This window comes from Pseudidiomarina terrestris, from assembly GCF_030466375.1.
GTDB classification, from domain to species: Bacteria; Pseudomonadota; Gammaproteobacteria; order Enterobacterales; family Alteromonadaceae; genus Pseudidiomarina; species Pseudidiomarina terrestris.
In genome coordinates this window covers 25,862-50,712 of record NZ_JAGGJE010000001.1, presented here as the reverse complement: position 1 = coordinate 50,712, position 24,851 = coordinate 25,862, and the positions used below count along the sequence as shown (strand labels likewise).

Annotated in this window: 19 protein-coding genes; 9 read left to right on the top strand and 10 right to left on the bottom strand. The window is 53.9% G+C overall.

Annotation, left to right across the window (positions count from 1 at the left end; all coding sequences use genetic code 11):
- Positions 1–97: 97 nt before the first annotated feature.
- Positions 98–547, bottom strand: a complete 450-nt coding sequence (locus tag J6J28_RS00190; RefSeq protein WP_418055157.1) for a c-type cytochrome — start codon at positions 545–547, stop codon at positions 98–100.
- A gap of 74 nt (positions 548–621) precedes the next feature.
- Between J6J28_RS00190 and dinB the strand changes: the two genes are divergently transcribed.
- Entirely contained in the window at positions 622–1,704 is a 1,083-nt protein-coding gene (gene dinB, locus J6J28_RS00185) for a DNA polymerase IV (RefSeq protein ID WP_301719232.1), read from the top strand.
- Here dinB and J6J28_RS00180 read toward each other — a convergent pair.
- From J6J28_RS00180 to J6J28_RS00170, 3 genes are all read right to left on the bottom strand, one after another.
- Positions 1,701–2,741, bottom strand: coding sequence for a PepSY-associated TM helix domain-containing protein (locus J6J28_RS00180; RefSeq protein WP_301719231.1), 1,041 nt, complete (start codon positions 2,739–2,741; stop codon positions 1,701–1,703). The two genes, dinB and J6J28_RS00180, sit on opposite strands and share 4 nt — an antisense overlap.
- Complete coding sequence (locus J6J28_RS00175; protein ID WP_301719230.1) at positions 2,741–4,846, bottom strand: TonB-dependent receptor; 2,106 nt, start codon at positions 4,844–4,846, stop codon at positions 2,741–2,743. The genes J6J28_RS00180 and J6J28_RS00175 overlap by 1 nt, the downstream gene beginning before the upstream one ends.
- Before the next feature lie 91 nt (positions 4,847–4,937).
- A complete protein-coding gene (locus J6J28_RS00170) occupies positions 4,938–5,783 on the bottom strand; it encodes a MurR/RpiR family transcriptional regulator (RefSeq protein WP_301719229.1) in 846 nt (281 codons plus the stop codon).
- A 119-nt stretch (positions 5,784–5,902) separates the two neighbouring features.
- Here J6J28_RS00170 and J6J28_RS00165 point away from each other — a divergent pair, with 119 nt between their 5' ends.
- The 5 genes from J6J28_RS00165 to J6J28_RS00145 all read left to right on the top strand — a co-directional run bounded on the left by J6J28_RS00165 (position 5,903) and on the right by J6J28_RS00145 (position 12,619).
- Positions 5,903–7,276, top strand: coding sequence for a Na+/H+ antiporter NhaC family protein (locus J6J28_RS00165; protein WP_301719228.1), 1,374 nt, complete (start codon positions 5,903–5,905; stop codon positions 7,274–7,276).
- A gap of 18 nt (positions 7,277–7,294) precedes the next feature.
- The gene (locus tag J6J28_RS00160; protein WP_301719227.1) at positions 7,295–8,884 is read left to right on the top strand and encodes a serine hydrolase; all 1,590 of its coding nucleotides are present in this window, start codon (positions 7,295–7,297) and stop codon (positions 8,882–8,884) included.
- 3 nt (positions 8,885–8,887) lie between these two features.
- The gene (gene alr / locus J6J28_RS00155; RefSeq protein WP_301719225.1) at positions 8,888–9,991 is read left to right on the top strand and encodes an alanine racemase; all 1,104 of its coding nucleotides are present in this window, start codon (positions 8,888–8,890) and stop codon (positions 9,989–9,991) included.
- A 96-nt stretch (positions 9,992–10,087) separates the two neighbouring features.
- Entirely contained in the window at positions 10,088–11,506 is a 1,419-nt protein-coding gene (locus J6J28_RS00150) for an SH3 domain-containing protein (RefSeq protein ID WP_301719224.1), read from the top strand.
- A 12-nt stretch (positions 11,507–11,518) separates the two neighbouring features.
- Entirely contained in the window at positions 11,519–12,619 is a 1,101-nt protein-coding gene (locus J6J28_RS00145) for a dipeptide epimerase (protein WP_301719223.1), read from the top strand.
- Between the two features lie 16 nt (positions 12,620–12,635).
- Here J6J28_RS00145 and J6J28_RS00140 read toward each other — a convergent pair whose 3' ends face one another.
- From J6J28_RS00140 to J6J28_RS00130, 3 genes are all read right to left on the bottom strand, one after another.
- Complete coding sequence (locus J6J28_RS00140) at positions 12,636–13,070, bottom strand: YqaA family protein (RefSeq protein WP_301719222.1); 435 nt, start codon at positions 13,068–13,070, stop codon at positions 12,636–12,638.
- 2 nt (positions 13,071–13,072) lie between these two features.
- The gene (locus J6J28_RS00135) at positions 13,073–15,151 is read right to left on the bottom strand and encodes a S9 family peptidase (RefSeq protein WP_301719221.1); all 2,079 of its coding nucleotides are present in this window, start codon (positions 15,149–15,151) and stop codon (positions 13,073–13,075) included.
- Between the two features lie 103 nt (positions 15,152–15,254).
- Entirely contained in the window at positions 15,255–15,755 is a 501-nt protein-coding gene (locus J6J28_RS00130; protein ID WP_301719220.1) for a TIGR00645 family protein, read from the bottom strand.
- Positions 15,756–15,932: 177 nt separating this feature from the next.
- On the opposite strand from J6J28_RS00130, the gene J6J28_RS00125 reads away from it, so the two are divergent.
- Together J6J28_RS00125 and cydB are read left to right on the top strand one after the other, a co-directional pair.
- Positions 15,933–17,336, top strand: a complete 1,404-nt coding sequence (locus J6J28_RS00125) for a cytochrome ubiquinol oxidase subunit I (RefSeq protein ID WP_301719219.1) — start codon at positions 15,933–15,935, stop codon at positions 17,334–17,336.
- 2 nt (positions 17,337–17,338) lie between these two features.
- Complete coding sequence (gene cydB / locus J6J28_RS00120) at positions 17,339–18,340, top strand: cytochrome d ubiquinol oxidase subunit II (protein WP_301719218.1); 1,002 nt, start codon at positions 17,339–17,341, stop codon at positions 18,338–18,340.
- 103 nt (positions 18,341–18,443) lie between these two features.
- On the opposite strand, the gene J6J28_RS00115 is transcribed toward cydB, so the two are convergent.
- Positions 18,444–19,277, bottom strand: a complete 834-nt coding sequence (locus J6J28_RS00115; RefSeq protein ID WP_301719217.1) for a prephenate dehydratase — start codon at positions 19,275–19,277, stop codon at positions 18,444–18,446.
- A gap of 144 nt (positions 19,278–19,421) precedes the next feature.
- On the opposite strand from J6J28_RS00115, the gene J6J28_RS00110 reads away from it, so the two are divergent.
- On the top strand, positions 19,422–20,816 hold the full coding sequence (locus tag J6J28_RS00110) for an amidohydrolase family protein (protein WP_301719215.1): 1,395 nt from the start codon (positions 19,422–19,424) through the stop codon (positions 20,814–20,816).
- Between the two features lie 2 nt (positions 20,817–20,818).
- Here J6J28_RS00110 and pbp4b read toward each other — a convergent pair whose 3' ends face one another.
- Together pbp4b and J6J28_RS00100 are read right to left on the bottom strand one after the other, a co-directional pair.
- Positions 20,819–23,278: a penicillin binding protein PBP4B gene (gene pbp4b / locus J6J28_RS00105; protein WP_301719214.1), complete on the bottom strand. Its 2,460-nt coding sequence runs from the start codon at positions 23,276–23,278 to the stop codon at positions 20,819–20,821.
- Positions 23,275–24,840: a tryptophan halogenase family protein gene (locus J6J28_RS00100; protein WP_301719213.1), complete on the bottom strand. Its 1,566-nt coding sequence runs from the start codon at positions 24,838–24,840 to the stop codon at positions 23,275–23,277. Before J6J28_RS00100 ends, pbp4b begins: the two co-directional genes overlap by 4 nt.
- Between the last annotated feature and the right edge of the window lie 11 nt (positions 24,841–24,851).

The following is a 24,851-nucleotide window of genomic DNA, read 5'->3' as shown; positions in this document are numbered from 1 at the left end:
CTGTACAAGAAAGGCTTTTGCTGGATTTTTCAGCTATTTTTAGGCAAAAAAAAACCGCCGAAGCGGTTTTTATCATTTAAATCAGTTGTTTCATCACTTAAATGTCAGCGATCATGTAATCGATTGCCGCTTGAATCTCATCATCGCTACAATCGCCACAGGTCCCTTTCGGTGGCATCGCGTTGTAACCTTCAATCGCGTGCTTTAACACTGTGTCCATACCCTGAGCCAAACGTGGCTCCCAATCTGCCTCGTTATTGAGCTTCGGTGCGCCTAATACACCGCCGGTGTGGCAAGCTGCACAAAACTGGTTGTAAACCGCTTCACCTGAGCGTGCTGCAGTACTACCGGAATCACCACCTGGGGCTGCATCCGCACTACCTGTGCGCACTTGACCGATAGGCGCAATACGCTTAGCAATATCTTCATTCTTGTCTTGTGGCAACATTGTCGCGCCAGCGCTACCGACCACGAAGGCCAAAGCGGCGGCAAACAAACGACCCGATTTTACAGCTTTCAATACGTTCACAGTGGACTCCTGTTTCATTGAGTTGAGCTTGCACGCTCACTTAGTTGTTGCGATTATAGCCAGATTCCGTCCAAGGTTAAACATTTCGTTTTATGTCCCAGCAATCGACCTTTAATACGCGCAAAATTGCGCTTCTGGATCTTGATGCCTTCTTCGCCAGCGCCGAAGTCTTGCGTGATCCGAGCCTGCGCGATCGGCCGTTTGCCGTCGGTGGCGGCAGCGAACGTGGCGTAGTAGCGACCGCGAACTACCTGGCCCGTCAATTCGGTGTTCGCAGCGCAATGTCCGGTGCCCACGCCCGGCGTCTGTGTCCCCACTTGCACTTCGTTAGCCCTGATCATCGCTATTACCGTGAGCTTTCCAGACAGGTACTGGCCGTCTTGCAGCAGGTAACGGATCAGGTCGAACCCGCTTCGATCGACGAATTCTACCTCGACCTGACGGAAAATAAGGATTATCACGGCAGCGCCTCGTTAACCATGGAAGCCATACGCGGGGAGTTGCGTAAACTTGGCTTGACAGCATCTGCCGGTATTAGTTGTCAAAAAATGGTCGCCAAAATCGCTAGTGAGGAACAAAAACCTGATGGTCAGTTTGTCGTACCTCCGGATCAGGTGGTGCCCTACATCGCCCAACTGAGCCTGAAACGCATCCCAGGGGTCGGACCGAAGAGCCTTGAGCGGTTGCAACATGCCGGTTTTTACACCGGCCTTGATATTCAGGCCGCCAAACTGGAGCGCTTGCAGCGCTTATTAGGCGAAAAAGCCGGCTGGTTATTACAACAACGTTGCAATGGTATCGACCAACGCCCGGTCGTTACCGAACGCACCCGCAAAAGCGTCGGCTGCGAGGAAACCTTGCGGCATGACTTTCAACAGTTGCGCCAGCTGGAGAAGTTTCTTGATGAAGTTTTGCTGCCCCAACTGCAAAAACGCCTGGGACAAAGCCGTTGGCAGGACACCCACATCAAAAGCCAGACAGTAAAACTTAAGTTTAGTGACTTCCAGCAAACCACGGTGTCCCGCACCGCGAAAACCGCTTCACCCAGTTTGTTTTACCAGTTACTGCGCGAGGCCTGGGATCGTCGTGACCAACGCGGCGTGCGCCTGGTCGGCCTCAGTGTGGCGTTGCCTGACCCAGATGAACAGTTGCAGCTGGAATTGGATCTGGACTAGTGCGCCCGCTGCCGGCGCTTTACCCAAAACCAGACGCCAGTTACTGGCAATAGCATCAGTACCAGACCGCCCAGCAAAGTTACCAGCAACCAGATGATGCCACCCACCGCAGCGACATGCAGCGGATAAATAAGCTGCGACAACTGAAACCCTAAAGCTTTATTGCGTACATCGTCGGCACTGATGAGTGGCCCTTGTGCGGCAAAGGTCAGGTAACTGCGGCCGTTTGGATGCCACTCGTCGCTATACTTTAAGCGCATCCGATACGCGCCTTCCGCATTAGCTTGTAAGTACACCAGCCGTGGCTTTTGATCGGGCCAGAAGCGCTCAGCAATGGCAAACCGTTGCTGCCAGTTCGTCGCACTCGCGGTGGGTAGTTCCGCGGTTGGCCGTGTTTGGGTTTGCGGGAACATCGCGGTCAATGTGGAATTTACCGTCGCTGCATACATGATGGCAGTACCCGTCAGCAACAGCACCGCAACCGGCACCAGCGCCAGCACCCCCGAGGTGCGATGCAGTTGCCAGAGCGTTGCCCGAAACTGCCGCGAACGCGGCCCATGCCAGCGCACGCTGAAAACACGCCAGCTCCAGTTTCGTGGCCACCAGCGGACCATGCCGGCAATGACCAGCAACAGGCTTAGCAATCCGAATATGCCCATCAGATCTTTACCCAGCTCGTCCAGCAGCAGGTGATGATGAAACTCAACAAACCAGGAAATCCAGTCGCCAAGGTGGGGTCGCGCCAGTACCGCAGAGCCAGCGGCATCGAAATAATGGGTCACACCCTCAGCATCGACGACCTCGATCCAGGGCTTATCTGCCCGCGGCAGATAGGCGTAGCCCGCCTGGAACCGATCAAAAACCCTGGCAGCATCGGCAGTTGACGGGACTTCAGCCAGCCGTAGTTCGGGGTACTGCAGTTGCAGCAGTTCAGTCTTATACAACAGCAGAGTGCCCGTTAACGAAACGAGCACCACCCAAAGACTTAATGTAAGGCCGAGCCACTTATGGACCCGGCCAAACCCATGTCGCCACATCAGAAGCTATAGTTCCAGTTCAGGCTTAAGGTACGACCGCGACCAGTGAAGTTACGTGAGTCCGAACCTGCCGTCTGCGCATAGTAAGTGAAGTAGTACTCATCCAATAAGTTCTCAACACCGACGGTGAACTGGCCATAATCCATGGTCTCGATAAGGACCTGCAGATCCAGAGTCTGGTAACCATCAAAGTTATTAATGGCTTGTGCGCCACTGTAAATGTCGCGATCAAACAGCATGTTGTACTGCAAACGGCTGCTGACTAATGCGCCCCACTGCTGCTCCCAGTAGAGATTGGCACGCTCCGGAGCGATGTTACGACCGCCCAGTTCGCTATCCACCCGGTCGTCGCCGTCGCTGTCGTATTCACCATCGGTTTTGGCGTAGTTCATGCCAAAGCTGGTGTAGGCCGACCAGGCATAGTTCGCGCTCAGTTCGATACCACTGATTTCCGTGCGCTCACGTTTGACGCTGTAGAAACCGTCGGCGTCGGCTTGTAAGCGGGCACCAAGGTCAGAGTCTGAGGTGAAGTAGCTGGCACTCAGATTCAGTGCGTTACCGCGGTACTCAATGCCAATTTCCTGATTGTCAGCAATCACCGGCTGCAAATCCAGGAAGCTGGCTACACTCAAGTTGGGCTGGCTGATGCCGCGTAGTACGCGCCCCACATCAGGCATACTGAAGCCTTCTGAGTAGCTGGCAAAGACACGCCAGTCTCCGGTCAATTCGTAAACCGCGCCGACATTTGGCAACAGCTCGTTAAACGACGGTTCACCGCCTTCCACGAAAACGCTGCCGTAGCTGGCCAGCGTGGTGAAATCGTCCACGTTCAGCTTGCCGTATTCGTAGCGCACGCCGCCACTTAAGGTCAGCCCCTGGTTGCGGTAGCGCACTTGCGCAAACGGCGCCCAGTTGTCAAAAGTGGTTTCCGGTACCCATTTACGCCCGGTTTGTGCCAGTTCCTGAAAAGTACTGTCGCGCAAATAATCGACCCCGCTGCTCACGGCAATGGGTAAGTCCGCCACTTTGTTCCAGTTCATGGTTAAGCGTGAGCCGTATTTCTGTGAATCGTTACGCGACTGATCAAAGATGTTGTCGCCGTAAGCCGGATCCTGGAACGTGGCATAGGTGCCACCCCCGTAAAGGGCCGAAAAGTCCTGTGAGAACAGCTGCCAGTTTAAGTCGGCGCCTAACACATCAGTGTTACGGTAAGTGACTGTTGTAGTCGTCACCTTATTGCGCGGTGCTTCACCTGCGGCAGGCTCTTCCACTGAGAGGGTCGGCTCACCTGTACTGCGATCGCCACCCACGGACGAGTAGTCGCCGTTACCTTCCATATCGAAATGGTTCAGCATAACCTCAAGGCTTTGGTTGGCATCGATGCGATATCCCAGCTTGGCAAACACATCGTAGCTTTCCGAGTCCATGGTATCGCCTTGCGCCATATCAACACCGATCAGCTGACCGTTGCCGTCCACATACATGCCGGTGCTACGCAGTTGCACACCCGCTACCGCAGAGACATCACCAGAAGCGCCACGGAACAGATAGCCGGTGCGGTAACTCAAACCTTCACTGGTTTCGCTGGTCGGCGCGGTGATGCCCGCGTTGACTTCATGGCTGGCGCCCTGCTCGGCAGACTTAGTGACGATATTAATGATACCGCCGCTGGCGCCCATGCCCTGGATGGCGCTGGCACCGTGAATAATTTCAACCCGCTCAATCATTAGTGGATCTATGGTATAAGACGCCCGCGCGCCGTTACGCAACGGATTGGACTGCGGCACGCCATCAATCAGATACAGTGGCTCACGACCGCGCAGGGTCTCACCGGAACTGGTTAGCTTCTGCCGCGAAGGGGAAAACGCCGGGACTAAATTGCCAAGTACATCAGACAGCGTGTCGGCGCTGGCCAGTTGCTGGCGCAGGTCGGCACCATCAATCACCGTCACTGTCGCGGGAATAGTTGCGGTGGTTTGTTCGGTACGGCTTGCCGTGATTTTAATGCGTTCGTCAGCTTTAACGACCTGACTGTCTTGTTCCTGTGCGACAGCAGGTGTCGCGAGAAGAGTGGCAATACTCAAACTCAGCATGGTTTTTTTCATAACTACGAATCCTATGTGCGCGATGTCTAAAAAATTTGCGCTAATGATAACGATTCGTATTTAAGATTCAATACCTAAATGGGAATAGTTTTCATTTGGTATCTAACAGATTGTGTGAATTCATACTTTCTTCGATTAAACTATCGACTTTCAGGGTTTGGCACAGCTGCACATAGAGCATATGGCACAAGTGCTGCATCCCTAACTGCATCAGCACACTGTCCATGCGCATATGGGTATCGCCGCCCAACGCAAATAAGCTGATATCGGCCAGCACACTGGTTGGATTATTACCATAGCGGGTCAGTGAGATGACCTTCGCACCTTTGCTTTTTGCCTGCCGCACAATCTTCAGTACATCGCTGTTCTGGCCGCCGTCGCTTATGGCAAACAGTACGCTGCCCTCACTGAGGGTCGTCGCCATCTGTACCTGCAACGCCGGATCAGTGCTGCTTAAGGTCACTTTACCCATCTGCATTAAGCGCAGCACAAAATCTTTCGCCACGATCGCTGATTTGCCAAAGCCCATTACCTGTATGGTTTCGGCAGCGGTGAGCACGCGCAACGCCTGCTGCAGTTTTTCGACTTCGTTAATGTCAGCTACACCCTGCATGACGGCATAGTTTGCATCGCGCAACTCGGCAAAAGTTGCAGCGATGGAACGCTCCTGAGAAGGATGGCTGGCTTGCGTTCGCGACTGACTGGTAGCAGACACTACCGCTTCGTTGACGGCAAACTTCAGATCCGGGTAGCCACGATAGCCAAGCTTTTGACTGAACTTGACCACACTGGACTGGCTCACGCCGATGGCATCAGCCAGCTGCTGTGAGGAGTAATCGCGCAACAGATGGGTATTCTCAAGAATAAAATCCGCCAGCTTGCGCTCGATTAACGACATATCTTCGCGCATTGCGCGTATTTTTAATAAACAGGACATAGGTGCTGTCTTTCTTCATAATCTATGAAAGTTGGACTCCCATATTGAATAATTTATTACTGATTGGCAATATGGACGTCAAAAATCCGCCACCAACTATTCAAAACAAGGTCTCATTTATGAGCTGGATGTCCGTACTACCGCCGCTAGTGGCCATTATTGTGGTGTTCTGGCGCAAGGAAGTTATTGTTGCCCTGCTCCTTGCCATCGTTACTTCAGAACTTCTGCTTACCTGGCAAGGTGGTGAACCACTGGTCTACACCTTCGTGGCGACCATTGAACGCATTATTTCTGTATTCGGCTCGCCTGGCAACACGCGAATCCTTATTTTTAGCCTGATGGTGGGTTCGCTGCTGGCCTACATCCGCGAATCCGGCGGGGTCGCGGCAACCGTTGAAGCCCTGCTTGCGCGCGGCCTCGGTTCCACCAAGCGCAGCGCCAGTCTGATGACCGTCTTTACCGGTATCTTCGTGTTTATCGAGTCTAACTTAAGCGTACTCACCGCCGGTATTCTTTCACGTGGCCTATTCGAGAAACTGGGCATGAGCCGCGCGCGTCTGGCCTATCTGATCGATAGTACCAGTGCCCCCATTTGTATTCTGATCCTGCTGAACGGCTGGGGCGCCTACGTGCTCGGAATGCTCGATCAGCAGGACTTACCCGGCTCCAGTGTCAGCACCTTATGGAGCACTATCCCGTTTAACTTCTACGCACTGGTCACCCTGAGTATCGTTTTTTATACCGCCATCACCGGTCGCGTGTTTGGTCCGATGAAAAAAGTTGAAGAGCGACCGGTCGAGCATAAAGACATACCTGAACATGTACCAAGCAACAGTAAAGCACGCTATATGTTAGTGCCACTGACCGTCATGGTTGTCGGTATGGTTGCCTTTATGTTTGGTACCGGTGGTGGCGACATCACCCAGGGTGACGGCTCCAAGTCGGTACTTTACGCGACTGTGCTGGCCTGTGTCGTCGCTTACTTCATGCTCATTATCAGCCGTCGTAAAACCCACCAGCAGCTTGTGAATCTGGGCTTTAAGGGAATGGGCGAGCTGCTACCGCTGGTCAGTATCGTGTTGCTTTCACTTGCCTTAGGCAGCAGTTTGCGCGAGCTGGGCACCGGAATTTTCCTGGCCGGACTGGTCGGTGAGTTCCTGCCACTGTTCCTGATCGCCCCGATGCTGTTTATCGCCGGTGCTTTAATTTCTTTTACCACGGGTACTTCGTGGGGCACCTTCGCGATTTTGATTCCGATCGCCGCGCCGATGATTATCGCGCTTGATCTGCCCGCGCCATTATTACTGGCCGCGGTGTTAGGGGGTGGCGTCTTCGGCGATCACTGCTCCCCTATTTCAGATACCACTGCGGTGTCAGCACTGGCATCCGGCTGTGATCTGCTCGAGCACGTGCGCACACAGCTCCCTTATGCCCTGACAGGTGGTGCCATCACTCTGGTACTCTATGTCATCGCTAGTCTGATCATGATTTAACCGACGAGACTAAGAACCATGATGCATAACTTAAAATTACTGACCCGGCCTGCTGTCGCCTTAGCCGCCGCCGTGAGCCTGGGCTTAAGTGCTACAGCTCAGGCAGAGCCAAGCAAAATCAGCAGCGACAAGCTCAATTCAACCGTCCAGGAAGTGATGTCGGTCTACGCCGTGCCCGGTATGGCCATCGCTATTGTCGAGGGTGACCAGGTGGTGTTCGAAAAGGGCTACGGCGTGCAGGAGATCGGTGAACCGCGCCAGGTTTCGCAACGAACACTATTTAAAATTGCCTCGGTGACTAAAAACTTCACCACCGCGGCGCTGGCTCTGCTGGTGGATCAGGGCAAGATCAGCTGGGATGACCCGGTCATTGACTACATTCCCGAATTTCGGGTGCAGGACCCCTGGATCACGCGCAACTTCACGGTGCGTGACTTGCTGATCCATAAAAGCGGCCTGAACCTGGGCGCGGGCGATCTGATGTTCTGGCCCACGCCGAATGATTTTACCCGAAAAGATATCCTCCATGGTCTGCAGTACTTGCCTATGACAGGTGGCTTTCGCACGCAATATGCGTACGACAATATCCTTTATGTGATCGCCGGTGAGCTGACCGAGCGGGTCACCGGGCAACGCTGGGAAACCTTTGTTGAAGAGAACCTTATGCGGCCGCTGGGGATGGAGTATTGCTTTGCCGGTCCAGTGCCCGAGGCTTACAAGCAGTACCTTGCGCAGCCACATGGGTTCTTAGATGAGCAACCGACGGTGGTACGCCGTGACTTTGCCGCGGACTACCTGACTTCGGCCCCGGCGGGCGGCATTCGTTGCAGTATTCAGGCCATGACCAAGTGGATGAAAATGCACATCGCCCGCGGTGCCTATACCACCGCCGAAGGTGAACAAAAACAATTGATCAGTGCCCGCCAACATGCGGAGATGTGGTCACCACAAACCATCATGAACGTGGGCTCCCGCGCCTCTGACTGGGACAACACGCACTTCGCTGCCTACGGTCTTGGCTGGCGTATGCACGATGTCGATGGCTTATTACGGGTACACCACACGGGTACCTTACATGGCATGAACGCTTACTTGTCATTCTTTCCCGAGCTTAATGTCGGCTTCATGGTACTGATGAACCGCGCGCACAGCGATGCTCGCACCGCCATGATGCAAACCATGATCAAAGCCTACACCGACAGCCCCGACCGCGACTGGATTATGGCCGTGCAAAAATGGCGCGAGCAAGCCAGCGCCAGCCGTCAGGCAGCGTTTTCAGAGCCTGAGACGCATCCCGTCACTGCGGCAGTGGCCGCGCGTGTAACAGGTGAATATGTCGACCCCTGGTTCGGCAAAGTCACTGTCAGCTGGCAGGATGGCGAGTTGCGCTGGCGCTCGCACAGGTCTGAGCGGATGGTAGGCGAGCTGTTTCATATTAAAGGCGACACCTTTGCCGCGCGCTGGGACGACCGGACCCATCATGCGGATGCCTACGTGCGTTTTACCACCACCATGCAGGGCGATATTCTGGGCATGCAACTGGCCCCGATTGACCCTGCCGCTGACTGGAGCTTCGACTTTGAAGACCTTAATTTTACTAAGCAGTAACCGATGAACAACGGCTTACATTTTCGTCCAACCCGTGCCGAAATTTCGATGACTGCGCTGCAACACAACGCCGAGGTCGCCCGCCGCGAGGCCGGCGACTGTAAACTGTTAGGCGTGATTAAGGCAGACGGCTATGGTCATGGTGCTATTGCCGTGGCACGCGCCATCAATGGCGCCGTAGATGCTTATGCCGTGGCCTTCATTGATGAGGCGCTGCAACTGCGCGAGGCGGGTTTCACCCAGCCCATAGTGCTGCTGGAAGGCTGTTTTAGTGAGGCAGAACTCCCCGTGTGTGCACATTACAATCTGCAGCCGGTGGTTCACCATCAGGGGCAAATTGATGCCATCGCCGGCGCGCGCCTGGTGAAACCCCTTGCGGTCTGGCTGAAAACCGATACCGGCATGCACCGCTTAGGGTTTGCCCCGGCCGCCGTCGAAGCTGCCAGTCGTGAGCTGGCCAGCCTGAAGCAAGTGGCAAGTGTCACCCTCATGACCCACTTTGCCAATGCCGATCGTGTCGATCACGACCTCAATACGCTGCAACAGGAACGCTTCGCCGAGCTCTGCGCGTCAACCTCACCTACCGCCGCGATTAGCAGCGCCAACACCGCAGCTTTGATCAGTAGCGCCATCGATTTAGGTACCGACGCCAATCAGTGGTGCCGCACGGGAATTTTGTTGTACGGAGTCAATCCCACCACCACGGCGCAAACAGAGCAGCTCCAGGCCGCTATGCGCTTAACCGCACCGGTCATGGCGTTGCGCGAGGTTGCCCCGGGTGAGGCCGTCGGTTACGGCAGTCGCTGGCGGGCAGAACGAGCCAGTCGTATTGCAACTCTGGCCATTGGTTACGCAGATGGTTACCCGCGCCATGCCCCTGACGGTACGCCTGTCTGGCTGAATGGCCAACAGGTGCCACTGGCCGGGACAGTGTCCATGGATATGATCACCGTGGATGTCACCGGGTTAAACGAAGTGGCCATAGGTGACGAAGCGGAGCTTTGGGGCCCGAATTTGCCGGTGACCACAGTCGCTGACGCAGTAGGTTCTATCAGTTATGAGCTGTTGTGTCGCGTCAGCCCGCGTGTACCCAAGCATTACAAATAATTTATGCCTAAAAAACTTGTTGTTTGGAATATTATTCCAATTTAAGATGGAGAGCAGGTACATTCACAAACTTCATCAGCCCACTAGGGAGAAAGCGTGAAATATATTGCGTTAGCTATTAGCCTCGCGACCTTAGCCGGCTGCCAGCCGGCACCAACAGAGGCACCTGAAACCACCACTGCCGTTGCCTATCAGTCGTTACCTGGTTACCAGCACGATGTCATTGGCATGCAGGAACAGTATCTGGAGCCTGAGTTCTGGGTACAGCGTCTGCAACAACCGCACGCAGCGGTGCTCACTCCTGCCCAGATCACAGCCTTTAATCAGCGCTCTTATGCAGTGCAGGACGAAATGGTGCTGCTTGACGAGTATCCAACCGAGTTCCGTGCGGCAGAGCTGATTGATAAAATCAACTCGATCAGCAGCCTGCCCGGTTATCCGCGCTTTTATGCCACCGGTGAGCAAGCAACCACGGCCCAGTTAGAGGGCTACCGGAGTGCTGCTAACCTTGCCGCGGTCGAGGCGGTTAACGCCGTTCGCTTCGGACTAGTGGTGAAACGCTCTTCGATGCGAACCTTCCCGACATTGGATAAGCTCTACAGTGACGACCTTGATCTCGACATTGACCGCTTTCAGGAAACCGGAGTCTTTCCAGGTACGCCATTAGCGATCCTGCACACCAGCACAGATGGTAAGTGGTACCTGGCGCAATCCTACCATTACCTGGCCTGGATCCAGGCCAGCGATGTTGCCATAGGTCCGCGCGATGAAGTGCTTGCCTTCGCTGACAAAAAACCTTTTGCCGTCGTCACTGAAGCCAAAGTCGAAACTAACTATACCCCGAGCTTCGCCCCGGTCTCCGCAGTACAACTGGATATGAGTACCCGTCTACCGTTGTTAAGTGCAGCCGATACCGGGCATGATGTGCATGGTCAGAATCCGTTTGCCAGCTACACGGTGCAACTGCCGATTCGCGACGCTGAAGGTGCACTGGCCTTCTCGCCAGCGTTAATTGCGCGTCATCACGACGTGCATGTCGGTTACCTTCCTTATACTGAGGCTAATGTGATTCGACAGGCATTTAAGTTCCTGGGCGAACGCTATGGCTGGGGTCACGATTACAACGCGCGCGACTGCACTGGCTTTGTGCTGGAAGTGTATCGGAGTATGGGCATCGATATGCCACGTAACTCCAGCCAGCAAGGTTATGGCGAGTACGGTGACACTGTCGTGTACGATGAAAACAGCAGTAACGCAGAGAAACTTGCACGCTTAGCCAACGCTAAAGTTGGCGATTTGATTTATTTACCCGGCCACGTGGTCATGTATATTGGCGACATCGAGGGGCAGCCCTACGTCATTCACGACGTTCACGGACTGAATTACCGCGATGCGGAAGACCAGCACTACCAAGGCACTTTAAATGGTGTCTCGGTAACGCCGCTGATTGACCTTGGCTTTAATGCCAATGACACTTACCTGGATCGCATCTATGCGATCAAATCGGTACGCTAAACAGGAACTGATATGAAAATTACTGACATCAAATTCGCTATGCTCCGCGTACCGTTAAAAACACCATTTAAAACGGCGCTGCGTACGGTCGAATCGATAGAAGATATCGTCATTATGGTGCATACGGATACCGGTCACGTCGGCTATGGCGAAGCGCCAGCGACCGCCGTCATTACCGGTGACACCCATGGCTCGATCATCGAAGCTATCGATCGCATCATGAAGCCGAAGCTGGTGGGTCAGGACGTCTCTGATCTGAACCACCTTATCGGTATTATTCAAAACGGTATCATCCGCAACTACAGTGCTAAAGCTGCTGTGGAAATGGCGGTTTATGATCTGTGGGGACAACTTTACGACGCCCCGCTTTACAAAATGCTTGGTGGCGGCGTGCCGACCATATCGACGGACATCACCATCAGCGTCGATTATATTGACAAAATGGTGGCCGACTCACTCGAAGCCATCGACCGCGGTTTTGAAACCCTGAAAATCAAAGTCGGTAAAGATATCGGCGTGGATATTGAGCGAGTCAAAGCTATCTACGCGGCGGTGGAGGGCAAAGCCCTGCTGCGCCTTGACGCCAATCAGGGGTGGACGCCAAAAGAAGCCGTCTATGCGCTGCATAAACTCGAAGGTGCCGGTGTGCGTCTGGAGCTGGTGGAGCAGCCGGTAAAAGCCCGCGACATCGATGGCATGAAGTACATCACCGAACGCGTGCATACGCCGGTCATGGCCGATGAGAGCAGCTTTGGCCCACGGGAAGTGATCGAGCTGATTAAGATGCGCGCCGCCGACATCATTAACATCAAGCTGATGAAGACCGGCGGTATCTCCAACGCAATTAAAATCGCAGATATCTGTTCGGTGTACGATATGCAGTGCATGATCGGCTGTATGCTGGAGTCCAGCATCAGTGTCTCAGCCGCGGTGCATCTGGCGGTGGCAAAGTCCAACGTGATTACTAAGATAGACCTGGATGGTCCGTCGCTGTGTGCCTTTGATCCCGTTGAAGGTAGCGTCCGCTTTAACGATGCGGAGATTTCAATTAATGATTCACCGGGGCTCGGTATTAAGTCCGTGGCCGGACTGGAAGAAATTAAGCCGCGTTAAACTGCGCGACGTTGAGCTAATCGAGGATGGGTGCAAACCACATCTGCAGCAGACCTAAAAGCAGGGCATAACGCCCTGCTTTACTGATCCAGACAATCACTAAGAACTCCCAAAAACGCAATCTCAGCATACCTGCAATAAAGGTTAGTGCGTCGCCAATGAACGGCGCCCAGGCCAGCAACAACGACCACTTACCGTAGCGCTCAAACCACCAATGCCCGCGTTCTAACGACTTTCCTTTAAAGGGAAACCAGCGACGGTGCTGGTACTGCAACAGAAAACGCCCTAAGACATAGTTCACGACACTCCCCAGGGTATTGCCAAGAGAAGCACTCAACCAGATCAACCAGACGTTGTAGCCCATTTGCTGGGCGCTGACCACCAGCACTTCAGACTGTGCTGGTAGCAGCGTCGCCGCCAGGAAGGCGACCAGAAACAGGCTAAGGTACACGCTTACTCTTTATGGTAGCGTTTGAACCAGGCCAGAGCATGCTCAACTTTCGCCACGATCCGCGACGGCTTAGCGGTGACCCCATGATAGGCATCTGGCACGCGGACCAGGACCGTGTCGACATTGCGCAACTGCAGCGCCTGGTAAAATTGCTCGGTTTCCGCCATCGGTGTACGGCGGTCCAACTCACCGGTGAACAATAACGTTGGCGTTTTCACGTTACCGACCAACGAAAGTGGTGAGCGTTTCCAGTAGTGCGCTAAATCCTCCCATGGCATTGCCGGGAACTGGTTCTGGATCTGGCCTACCGAACTGTCTGCCGTCAGCGTCTTGCTGACCCAGTTGATCACCGGGTTAGTCGCGGCGGCTGCATTAAACCGATCCGTCAGGCCCACCGCATAAGCGGTAGCGATACCACCGGCAGAACCACCGGCAATATAGAGGTTGTTGGCATCGGTAATACCCATGTCAATCAGCTTATCAAGACCGGACATATGGTCGGCGAAATCCCGCTCTGAGGAATAAAAGCCATCCAGCAAGTTGGCGAACTCCTTCCCGTAAGAGGTGCTGCCCCGGTAGTTGACGTAAAGCACAACATAGCCTTCCGCTGCGTAGCGCTGATGCTCGATACCAAACACCGGCCCATAAGACGCATGCGGGCCACCGTGAATTTCAACGATAGTCGGGTAGGACTTACCGGCTTCATAGCCTGGCGGCAAAATATACCAACCCTGGATTTCGGTACCGTCGAAAGACGATTCATAAGTAATTTCACGAACTTCGCCAAGCTCGCGATAGCCAAGCACGTCACTGTTAAGATCCGTGTACTGATGCGTAGCACCGTCCATATTTACCGCAACATTGGCAAGGTCATAAGCACTGGCATGGGTATAGGCAACCGCGCCCGTTGCCGGGGCAACTGAATACATACCACTGGTGTAAGGTCGGCTGACGTAGGTACCACCAAGACTGCTGACACGATCCTTCATTTCACCGTTGAGGTTCACTTCAGCGACCTTGGTTAAACCACGATCCGTGTACTGAACGGTCAAGCGCTGATTATCAATCCACAGCGGTTGCTCCAGTGAACGGTCGAGATCGGTTTTGACTTCACTCAGGGCACCACTTTCCATATTTAAACGATGCAAGGTGGCATTGCGATAAGGAACCGGCGCATTGTCGCCGTGCAAGAACGCCAGCTGCTCGCCGTTCGGAGACAGGCTTGCACTGTATTCATCACCGGGCAGATCCGTCAGTTGCTCCAGGCTGTTATCGGCAAGTGTTACGGCCCACAGATCGCTTTCGCGGGTCTGGTATTCCCAGTCTTTGGTACGGTTGCCAGAGAACACAATCCGTTGATCATCCTCAGCCCAGACCAGCGGCCCACGATGTTGGAAAGGCCCATCGGTGATCTGGCGCGCGCTGCCGCCATGACTTGGCACGACAAAGACCTGATTGTAGGCTGACTTCACTACCCCACGGCCATCACGCTGATAAAGGGTGCGTTCTACAATAAGCGGAGTTTTTCCCCACTTTGCTTTTTCCGGCTTACTCGGCGTGTGGACGCTCTTGGCAAAATCAGACTTCGGTTCTTCTACTGACATCATAAATGCCAATTGCTCGCCATCACGGGACCACGCCATTTGACTCGGACTATGGGCCACTTCAGTAACGGGCGCGACGCGCTGCTCTTCAACCCAGAACACATGGATCTGGTTGCGCCCGGAGCGATTCGAGGTAAACGCCAGCCGCTTACCATCAGGCGACCAGGTCGGGTTGCCGTAGCTGTGCTGATCGGCAAATAGCGGTGTGTGCTGCCCGGTGCTGGTGTTGATGACCCAGAGCGCTTTGCGGGTGCCATCGGTCATGATGTCAAAGCTGTTACGGACGTATGCAATGTGGCGACCATCAGGAGAGATCTGCACATCATTGGCATACTCAAGAGCAAATACATCCGCCGCTTGCAACGGCATTTTCAACTTCGGTGTGGGTTGCTCATCCTGTGCCATAGCAGGCGCCAGGAAAAGCGCCGAAGCAAGGCATAGGCTTACAGCTGTAGGTGTTAATTTTTGCATTGTCATTGGGCTTCTCGTTGGTCTGTGAGTTTTACTCTAGTACCAACGAGACTACCCAAAGGCAAGGGGGAATAGCAACTTAACTAGACCAAACTCTCAGTTTTAGAGATTAATCGTTGCCGCTTTTACGGGTCAGTTTATCAAGGTAACCCATGGCAAAGGCCGAACCGACAAAGGTCAGGTGGATAAGCACGTACCATTTAATCTTATCGATGCTAATATTTTCCGCATTCATGAACACTTTCAATAAGTGAATCGACGAGATGGCAACGATCGAGGCGGCGACTTTATTTTTTAAGCCCCCTGAATCAATCTTACCCAGCCAGGCCAGCTTTTCAGTGTCACCACTGATATTAAGCGTGGAAACGAAGTTTTCATAACCACTTAGCATCACCATCACCAGCAGACCGCCAACCAGCGCGATATCAATCAGCGTCAGGGTCAACAAAATCAAGTCGACTTCGGCCATGGTAAAAATCAGTGGGATGGCGTGGAACAGCTCCTGAAAGAATTTCACTCCCAGCAGCATCACAGCGATACTCAGGCCAAGATAGATCGGCGCCAGCAACCATCGCAAGCTATACATTAAGTTTTCAACGATACGTTCCATGATGGGTCCTGTCTGTCATCTTCAGTCTGCAAGTTTAACGCGGGCAAGCAGGACTTGCCATACTTGAGGTAGGTCAATCGATAAATAATCGTCTTACAAAATTCATGGTTTTAGCCTGTCAATTCCTCTGAGACTACCTACAATTAAGTAGATCCTAAAATAACTGGAGAGTCTGGCATGATTGAAAGTCTTTTCTCCGATGCGGATGCACTCCTGTTGGCGCGTATTCAGTTCGCGTTCACTGTTGCTTTTCACATCATTTTCCCAGCGTTTACCATTGGTATCGCCAGCTACTTAGCGGTGCTTGAAGGGTTGTTTTTAAAGACTCGTAACCCCGTTTACCAGAAGCTGTTCCGTTTCTGGCTGAAAATATTTGCCGTTGCATTTGGTATGGGCGTGGTCTCTGGCATCGTTATGAGCTATCAGTTTGGTACCAACTGGGCTGTATTCTCAGACAAGGCCGGCCCGGTGATTGGCCCCCTGATGGGTTACGAAGTACTGACTGCATTCTTCCTTGAAGCAGGCTTCCTCGGTGTCATGCTGTTTGGTATGAACCGTGTGGGCGAGCGCTTACACTACTTCGCCACCCTTATGGTGGCGATTGGTACTGCCATCAGTGCCTTCTGGATACTCTCCGTCAACAGCTGGATGCAAACCCCGGCAGGCTTTGCCATGAATGATGTGGGTCAGTACGTCGTCGAAGACTGGCTGGCGGTCATCTTTAATCCCAGCTTTCCCTATCGCCTTGCCCACATGCTGCTGGCAGCCTACCTGACAACCGCCTTTGTGGTGGGTGGTGTTGGTGCCTGGCACCTCTTGCGTGACCGCAGTAATGCTGCCGCGCGCAAAATGTTTTCCATGGCCATGTGGATGGCACTGCTGGTGGCTCCGCTACAGGTTTTCGTCGGTGATTTACACGGCTTAAATACTCAAGAACATCAGCCGGCCAAGGTGGCGGCGATGGAAGGCCATTTCCAATCGGAAGCACGCGCCCCGCTGTATTTATTTGGCCTGCCGAACGAGGAGACCGCCGAGGTGGATTACGCACTTAAGATTCCCGGACTCGCCAGCGTCATCCTCAAGCACGATATCAATGCCGAAGTCACCGGCCTGGATGCCTTTCCGCGCGACGAATGGCCGCCGGTCACGATAGTTTTCTGGGCCTTTCGAATCATGGTCGGACTAGGCCTGCTTATGGTGGTGATTGGCCTCTGGGCTGGCATTCAGCGCGCCCGCGGTAAACTCTATCAAACTTCATGGCTGCATAAATCGGCTCTGCTGATGGCGCCATCGGGTTTTGTTGCGGTCATCGCCGGCTGGATTGTCACAGAGGTTGGCCGCCAACCCTGGGTCATTTATGGCTTGTTACGCACCCGTGATGCGGCATCTCCAATTGCCGCCGAAGGTGTGGGTGGCAGCTTACTGGCCTTTATTGTTGTGTATTTTCTGGTATTCGGTGCGGGCACCGTGTACATCCTCCGGAAAATGGCAAGCGACCCTGAGCAGGTTCACATTCCCGACTACGCCAAGCCTAAAGCGGCGGGTATGGCGGCTGAACGACTCATGCACGAGGAGGACTAACCATGGATTATGCACTCATCTGGGCAATTTTAATTGCGGTAGCGGTGTTCGCCTACGTCGCGCTCGATGGTTTTGATCTTGGCGTGGCAATGCTCTTCCCCTGGTTCAAAAAAGAGGAAGATCGCGACATCATGATGAACACGGTGGCGCCGGTCTGGGATGGTAATGAGACCTGGCTGGTGCTCGGTGGCGGTGGCTTACTGGCGGTGTTCCCGCTGGCTTATGCGGTGCTCATGCCAGCCCTGTACATGCCAGTCATTGCCATGTTGCTGGGCTTGATCTTCCGTGGCGTCGCCTTTGAATACCGCTTTAAGACCAAAACCAGCAAGCATCTGTGGGATCTGTCTTTTATTCTGGGCTCACTGGTTGCCGCCCTTAGCCAGGGCATTATGCTGGGTGCCATGTTGCAGGGTATTAAAGTCGTTGACCGCTCCTATGCCGGTGGCTGGTTTGACTGGCTAAGCTGGTTTTCAGTGTTCTGCGGCGTTGCGGTGGTCATCGGTTATGCCCTGCTCGGCTCCACCTGGCTGGTCATGAAAACTGAGGGCCAGCTGCAACAGAAAAGCTATCAATTAGCTTTTCGCTTCGCGCTGGGTTTAGTCGCCTGTATTGCCTTCGTCAGTCTATATCTGCCATGGCGCGACGCGGCTATCGCCGATCGCTGGTTTAGCTTCCCTGCCTCCCTCTGGTTATGGATATTGCCGGTGGTGTTGGGGTTGGTAACCTTTGGCCTTTTGCGCGCCTTGAAAAAACAGCGGCATGTCAGCCCTTACCTCTGGTCGCTTGGCCTTTTTCTGGTGGCGTTTCTCGGGTTCGCCGTCAGTATCTTCCCTTATCTGGTGCCGCGTGCAATTACCTTATGGGAGGCCGCTGCGCCCGACAATAGTTTAATATTCCTGCTGGTCGGTGCTGTCATCCTGTTGCCCATTATCTTTGCGTACACTGGCTACACCTATTGGGTCTTTCGTGGCAAAACCCGCGCTGATGCAGGGTATCACGACTGATGCAAAGGCAAAGCTGGCAACGCCTGGGCTGGTTCATACTGCTGTGGTGCCTCGGCGTGGTCGCCGTCACCGCGGTTGGACTGCTGATCCGATGGGCGCTGCTCTAAGCGGCGCCCGCATCCGGATAACTGCCCAACACCATAACTTTATTGCGCAGCTGGATCAGGGTCAGCGCTGCGCGAATGGCGCTGTCGTCGCGATGCCCTTCACATTCAATATAGAAGTGGTACTGGCCAAACTTCTGCCCAGTAGGCCGTGAAACAAGTGAGGTCAGGTTCACCCGATAGGCCGCGAAGACCTGCAAATGTTCCACCAGAAGACCCGGATGATCGGTATCGTCAATAATTAATAATGAGGTTTTGTAGGTCACCTGCGGCTGCCGCAAGCTCTCCTGCAGTCCCGGCATGCGTACGGCAACAAAACGGGTTTCATTATGGGCGTAGTCGGTAATGTCATGTTCAACATGGACAAAGCTATGTTCGCCCAGACAATGCTCCGGCACCACTGCCGCAGCCGGTTCACGGCTTTGTTCCAGCAACTGTAAGGATTCGCTGTTACTGGCGGTATTCATAATGGGTACGTTATAACGACTCAGACACTCGCTGCACTGACCCTGTGCAACAAACTGGGCGTAAATTTTGGTGGGCATATCGTGATTGGCTACGAGGGAAAAGCGCACCGGAATACTCAGCTCATCGATGATCTCCAGCGGCCGCTTAACGAAGGTATCAATCACCGGCGACACCATCCCCTCCACGATATTTTCAATCGGCACCACCGCTATATCTGCATCATCAGGCAGCGCCTTTAGCACCCGGCCCAGTGCAGGATAGTACTGCAGAGTGTAGTTGGGTAACTGCTGCGCATACTCAAGGGCTGCCAGTTCCGAAAAAGTACCTGCGGGGCCAAGGGTTGCGATTCGTGCTGCGGTTTTCATAGTGAGCGGTGTCCTCCTGATTTCACTTGTTAAGGTAAACAGGAATGGCCACCTTTACTAGTGCTTCGTGGCAAAAGCATGAATAATTGGTGACCAGCGGTTTATGTAATATGCTGAACAAAACCACTCAGGTAAGGACCCATCATGTTGCGCATGTACAAAACTTTACTGCTTAGCTTTAGTCTTTTGCTGTTGGGCTGTTCCGAAGCGGCTGATGTCGCCCAGTCACAGCCGGCGAATGGACAGTCGTCAGTGCCTCCAGATACGCTCGTGACCAATGTGCAGGTGGTGATCTGGCAGGAACAACAGGCACAACTGCTGCGCAACGCCAGTATTGCGATTAAAGACGGTGTCATTGTCGATGTCACTAGCCAGCCCGACCCGATGTTGACCGCTGCCGCTACAGAGATCATTGATGGTAAGGGTGCCTATGCCCTAGCCGGCTTTACCGAAATGCATGGCCATGTACCTGCTGCAGTCAATTTTGGCGGTATGCCCGAAACGTACGCCGACGACATGTTGTTCCTGTACATTGCCAATGGCGTTACCACGGTGCGCGGCATGTTGGGCTACACCCGGCAATTACAGCTAAAAAAAGATATCGCTTCCGGCCAACGCATCGGTCCTAACTTATTTCTCGCCGGACCAAGCTTTAATGACAGCACCGTTGCGTCACCAGAGCAGGCTGCTGCGCGCGTGCGCGAACATGTTGCTGAAGGCTGGGACTTACTCAAGATTCATCCTGGTCTGGAACTTGCTGAATACCGTGCTGTGGCGGCCGCCGCACGCGCCGAGGGAATTGACTTTGCCGGCCATGTGCCGGTTGCGGTAGGGATTGATGTGGCCATGGCCGAAGGCCAGCGCACCATTGATCATCTTGATGGCTATCTGCGATATGTCGATGCCAGCAACCGTCCGATCACTGCCAGCGAGCTCGATGCACTGGTCGAACTGACACTGGCACACAATACCGCCGTGGTGCCTACCCAAGCGCTATGGGCAACCTTAATTGGTGCAGGTGATGCCGTTGCTCTGGCCAACTATCCGGAGCTGGCACTGGTGCCTGAACGCGTCAGAGAGGGCTGGTTAGACTACTACCCGAGCCGTGGCTCGAGTTATTTCAACACCGACAACGCGGCCGTGCAACAGGACAATCGCCGCCAGCTGCTGCAAGCGCTGTATGAGGGCGGCGCCACCATTATTTTCGGCACTGATGCGCCGCAGCTGTTCAGTGTACCCGGCTATTCTATTCATCATGAAATCCGCTATATGCAAGCTGCGGGAATGCCGTTAGAGGCCATTTACTACAGTGCGACAGTGGCCGCTGGAGACTACTTTGGCGACGATGACAGCGGCACCAGAATCGGCCATATCGACAGCGGCTATCAAGCCGATTTCATGTTGCTTAAGGACAATCCGCTGGCTTCAGCCGCAGCCTTGCAGGAACCACAAGGTGTGATGGTGCGCGGTCAGTGGTTTGACCGCGCTACCCTTGATGCGCGCATTGCAGAAATACGCGCACGCTATGCCAGTCCTTAGGCTTATTTCGCTTCGAGAATAGCTTCGTAAATGGCAGTCATCAGGCTGCCATAATTTCCCGTCTCAAAGCTTTTGCCGAGAAATTCAACGGCGCCGTCGACTTCCGTGGTCGGGCTGTGCCGCGCATTGGTCAACAAGATAATGCCTAGGTCGAGGGCAGGGTCGACCACGGTCGCAGTGCCCGTCCAGCCGGTATGACCAAAGGCCTGATGACTGGCATAAGGACCAAAATGCCAGCGTAACTGGCCATCGGCCGCGCGTCGCCAGCCCAAGCCAAAGGTGCGCTGTTGCTGATGCGGCTTGGTAAAGGCATCCAGTACCGAAGCTTCAAACAGATGCACATCGCCGTAGCCGCCGCCATTTAGCAAGGTTTGTACCAGTACCGCTAAATCCGGCGCGGTGGCAAACAAACCGGCATGGCCCGCCACTTCGTCCATAGCATAAAAGGCTTTCTCATCATGGACCTCGCCCTGCAGCGTATAGGTCCGCACCCCAGGGAAATCGACCACGCCACCACGGGTATTGCCTTGCAGCTCGGTAGCAGCAATCTCACCCGGACGACGACCTTTGCGCAGCGGCGCGAAAAGTGTGTCATGCAGACCTAAGGGGACATAAATGTTCTGCTCAACGTACTGATCCAGCGGCATTCCGGTAATCCGCTCGATGATGGTACCCAGCAACATGAAATTGGTGTCACTGTAGGTCGCGCGGACACCATTGCCGACATCAAAGGGCACCTTGGTGGCCATCAGCCGCTGCGTTTTTTCTTTTTGCAGCGAATAGAAGCCTTTACCAAGCTTGTTCTCCGGATCAAAGAAATGCACCTGCGGGGCATAGCCAGAGTGATGGTTGAGTAAATCTTTTACGGTTCGTGCTTCACGTCCATCGCCGCGGTATTCAGGCAAGTAAAAGTAAATCGGCTTATTAACATCCAACTGCCCACGCTCGACCAGTTGCATCATTGCCATCGAAGTTGCAAAAGCCTTGGTATTTGACGCCACATCAAACAAGGTACCCGGCTGCATTGGCGTCGGCGCAGCCAGTAACTGACCCTGCTCATCGTAACGGCGGGCATAGCCATAGGCGCTTTGTTTAATGATTTTTCCGTCTTTCACTACGACCAGTACCGCACCCGGAAAACCTTTGGCGATGTCGGCTTCAATCAGCTCATCCACCTCATCAAACCTGCCCTGATAGTCTGCTGTAGCATCAATCAGGCGCGGATAAGGAATTCGCACCTCCAGCGTCGCATCCGCCGGTTCAACAGCTTTGACATGGAAGGTGTTGATACCGTCCTGCGTTCGCCGATGCAGCGAATAATCGTAAGTTTTTCCGGCCCGCAAAGGTGTGGCGATATTCAATGTTTCACCGTTGACCTCGAGTACTGCGGTCAGATCCTGCTCCGCGGACAACAGCAGCTCACCACGCCCGCGGTAGCTCTTGAAGCCGGCCTTGTCATTCACCAGTTCACGACTCGAACGCTGCGCCTCTGGCTCTGGAAAACTGGCATCAATCTGGCCATGCTTAGGCTGCCAGCGTGGAGCGGGCTGCGCGGTAAGCTCCGCCTGATAACGCGTCCACAGCTGCTCCAGTTTTTCCGGGAAATACTTCTCCAGTAATGCGAACAAAGCCGCACTGGTCTGGCTATCAGCTTTACCGTTCACCAGCCAGGGTAAGAAGTGCATTTGAAACGCCGCTACCGTGCTTGCGGTGGTCTCATCGTAAACACCCGTCTCGGTCAGTCCGTAACCGTAGGCATGCAACGCGGCCTGTAACAAACCGGTGTTCAACGGCTGCTGATTAAAAATCTTCCAGTATTTGCTTAAGGTATCCTGCTCGTACCAAGCGCCGACGCCATGTTGGTAGAGCTGATACCAGGGGAAGCGTGGACCTGGATCGTTTTTACGGGTGGGGGTGATATCCGAATGCCCCACTACAGCAGTTGGGTGAATGTCCGGATGGCGCTCAAGAATATCCTGCGCTAGCTCAATCACCTTTTCGATTTGCGCAGGATCGTAGTCCGGGAACACACACAGGCGGTTTTCGCCGTGCTCCGCGCGGGACGGTTGTGTGCTGGTATCCCATTCGCACTGCGGTACGTTGACGATTTCAATGCCAATGGACTGATCATTGAGGTCACTGCGGCCCTGCCAATAGCTTGCGCCGGCGTGCCAGGCCCGCTCTGACTCGTCCACCAATTGGAAGACCTTAAGCTCATCATGCGGATAGCTTGGATCACCAGACTCCGGCACCAGATAATGCGAACTTAGCCCTTTTGGCTCTACCAATACCTGCACGCTTTTCTGATAGTCGATGGCCGTGTAGTGCATCACCAGAACTTTAATCCGGTGATCGTAATTCGCCGACGGCATCTGTTCATAGTCTGCGAAGCTGCTGCAGCTATTGACGGTAAACAATGCCACTAAGGCAACGCTAAAGGGTTTGATAAAAGTTCGGATCATGGTGCCTTACAATGCTTCTGAATAAATTGTTCATGAGTCGGAAGTTGCGCGACAGATTGCGCAAAGATCCGCTGGACCGTTTGCAGGTGCTGCTGCATTTCCGCTGCTGGCATCTGCTCTGCTAAAGGATGCACCTGGGCGGGCCGGAGCCCCTGGCCCTGGAACATGGAAAACCAGCTGATTTCGTTAAATAGCTCGTTATTACTGTTTTTAAATACGCTGGCGTTCTCGCGGTACAGGTCAAGCCGCTCCTGCAGGGAGTCCGGCACTTCCATGTCACGGCAATAGCGCCAGAACTCCGAGTCATCCCGCTCAGTCAGCTTATAGTGACACATGACAAAATCACGAATGTTGGTGATTTCCTCCGCGGTGTACTTATTAAACGCTGCCGCCCGTTCGCTGAGTTCACCTGGCCCCGGTAACAAGCTGATTAAGCGCATAATGCCTGACTGAGTCAGTTGTAACCCGGTCGACTCCAGCGGCTCAATAAATCCGGCGGACAAGCCGATGGCAACACAGTTATGACGCCAGGCCTGGTCGCGACGGCCATTTATCCAGCGCAAATGATTAGCTTTACTGTCGTGATTGCCGATGGTCTGGCGAAAATCACGCTCGGCTTGCTCCGTATCCGTGAAGCGACTCGAATACACCCAGCCCTCGCCAGTGCGGTGCTGCAAAGGGATCCGCCAGCGCCAGCCCTCATGATGGGCGATCGAGCGTGTATACGGCAGAATAGCATCGTTATGGTGCTGACCGGGTAAGGCGACAGCGCTGTCACACGGCATCCATTTACGCCAGTCGTGATAGCTGACGCCCAGAGCTTCACCAATCAGCAGCGCTTTAAAACCACTGCAGTCAATGAAAAAGTCGCCGTTAAGTTCGCCGTGCTGCTCGAGCATTAAGGCATCGATTGGGCCTTGCTCGACGCGTTGCTTGGCACTGACCATGCGGTCTTCCAGGGCGACAACACCCCGCTGCGTGGCATAGCGCTTAAGATAGTGAGCGTATTTCAGCGCATCAAAATGATACGCATATTTGATGTGCCCCAACGGACTGCGTTTATCTGCAATGGGCCGGCTAAACTTGTGTTCGATGGCGGCACGCCATTCTAAATTGAGATCGCTAAGCGGGATGGCATTGGCCTCGCCCTGCTCGCGAAGGTGGCGTAAGTAATAATGATGAAAAGGCACGCCGTTTAAGGTAACGCCATAAGGACCAAACGGATGCATATAGAAATCACCGATGTTCTGCCAGTTTTCAAACGCAATGCCCAGCTTGAAGGAGCCATTGGTTTCCCGCAGAAAGTCATCTTCATTGATTTCAAGAAGTTGATTGAATTCCCGAATGCCCGGGATGGTGGCTTCGCCGACGGACACGGTGCCGATAGCTGCCGATTCCACTAAGGTGATTCGGTACTTTTGCCGGTCAAGGACTTTGCTTAACGCTGCAGCAGTCATCCAGCCTGCCGAGCCCCCACCTAAGATAACGATTTGATACGGATGCGTCATCGAATTGTTCATCAGAGGACCAAAATAGATGCGGCCAGCCGAAGCTGACCGCATTGTTTCATTTT

What these genes read in the sequence shown, in the direction of transcription:
- J6J28_RS00190 (WP_418055157.1), bottom strand. Translation starts at nt 547, where the DNA reads ATGAAACAGGAGTCCACTGTGAACGTATTGAAAGCTGTAAAATCGGGT.
- dinB (WP_301719232.1), top strand. Translation starts at nt 622, where the DNA reads ATGTCCCAGCAATCGACCTTTAATACGCGCAAAATTGCGCTTCTGGAT.
- J6J28_RS00180 (WP_301719231.1), bottom strand. Translation starts at nt 2,741, where the DNA reads ATGTGGCGACATGGGTTTGGCCGGGTCCATAAGTGGCTCGGCCTTACA.
- J6J28_RS00175 (WP_301719230.1), bottom strand. Translation starts at nt 4,846, where the DNA reads ATGAAAAAAACCATGCTGAGTTTGAGTATTGCCACTCTTCTCGCGACA.
- J6J28_RS00170 (WP_301719229.1), bottom strand. Translation starts at nt 5,783, where the DNA reads ATGTCCTGTTTATTAAAAATACGCGCAATGCGCGAAGATATGTCGTTA.
- J6J28_RS00165 (WP_301719228.1), top strand. Translation starts at nt 5,903, where the DNA reads ATGAGCTGGATGTCCGTACTACCGCCGCTAGTGGCCATTATTGTGGTG.
- J6J28_RS00160 (WP_301719227.1), top strand. Translation starts at nt 7,295, where the DNA reads ATGATGCATAACTTAAAATTACTGACCCGGCCTGCTGTCGCCTTAGCC.
- alr (WP_301719225.1), top strand. Translation starts at nt 8,888, where the DNA reads ATGAACAACGGCTTACATTTTCGTCCAACCCGTGCCGAAATTTCGATG.
- J6J28_RS00145 (WP_301719223.1), top strand. Translation starts at nt 11,519, where the DNA reads ATGAAAATTACTGACATCAAATTCGCTATGCTCCGCGTACCGTTAAAA.
- J6J28_RS00135 (WP_301719221.1), bottom strand. Translation starts at nt 15,151, where the DNA reads ATGACAATGCAAAAATTAACACCTACAGCTGTAAGCCTATGCCTTGCT.
- J6J28_RS00130 (WP_301719220.1), bottom strand. Translation starts at nt 15,755, where the DNA reads ATGGAACGTATCGTTGAAAACTTAATGTATAGCTTGCGATGGTTGCTG.
- J6J28_RS00125 (WP_301719219.1), top strand. Translation starts at nt 15,933, where the DNA reads ATGATTGAAAGTCTTTTCTCCGATGCGGATGCACTCCTGTTGGCGCGT.
- cydB (WP_301719218.1), top strand. Translation starts at nt 17,339, where the DNA reads ATGGATTATGCACTCATCTGGGCAATTTTAATTGCGGTAGCGGTGTTC.
- J6J28_RS00115 (WP_301719217.1), bottom strand. Translation starts at nt 19,277, where the DNA reads ATGAAAACCGCAGCACGAATCGCAACCCTTGGCCCCGCAGGTACTTTT.
- J6J28_RS00110 (WP_301719215.1), top strand. Translation starts at nt 19,422, where the DNA reads ATGTTGCGCATGTACAAAACTTTACTGCTTAGCTTTAGTCTTTTGCTG.
- pbp4b (WP_301719214.1), bottom strand. Translation starts at nt 23,278, where the DNA reads ATGATCCGAACTTTTATCAAACCCTTTAGCGTTGCCTTAGTGGCATTG.
- J6J28_RS00100 (WP_301719213.1), bottom strand. Translation starts at nt 24,840, where the DNA reads ATGCGGTCAGCTTCGGCTGGCCGCATCTATTTTGGTCCTCTGATGAAC.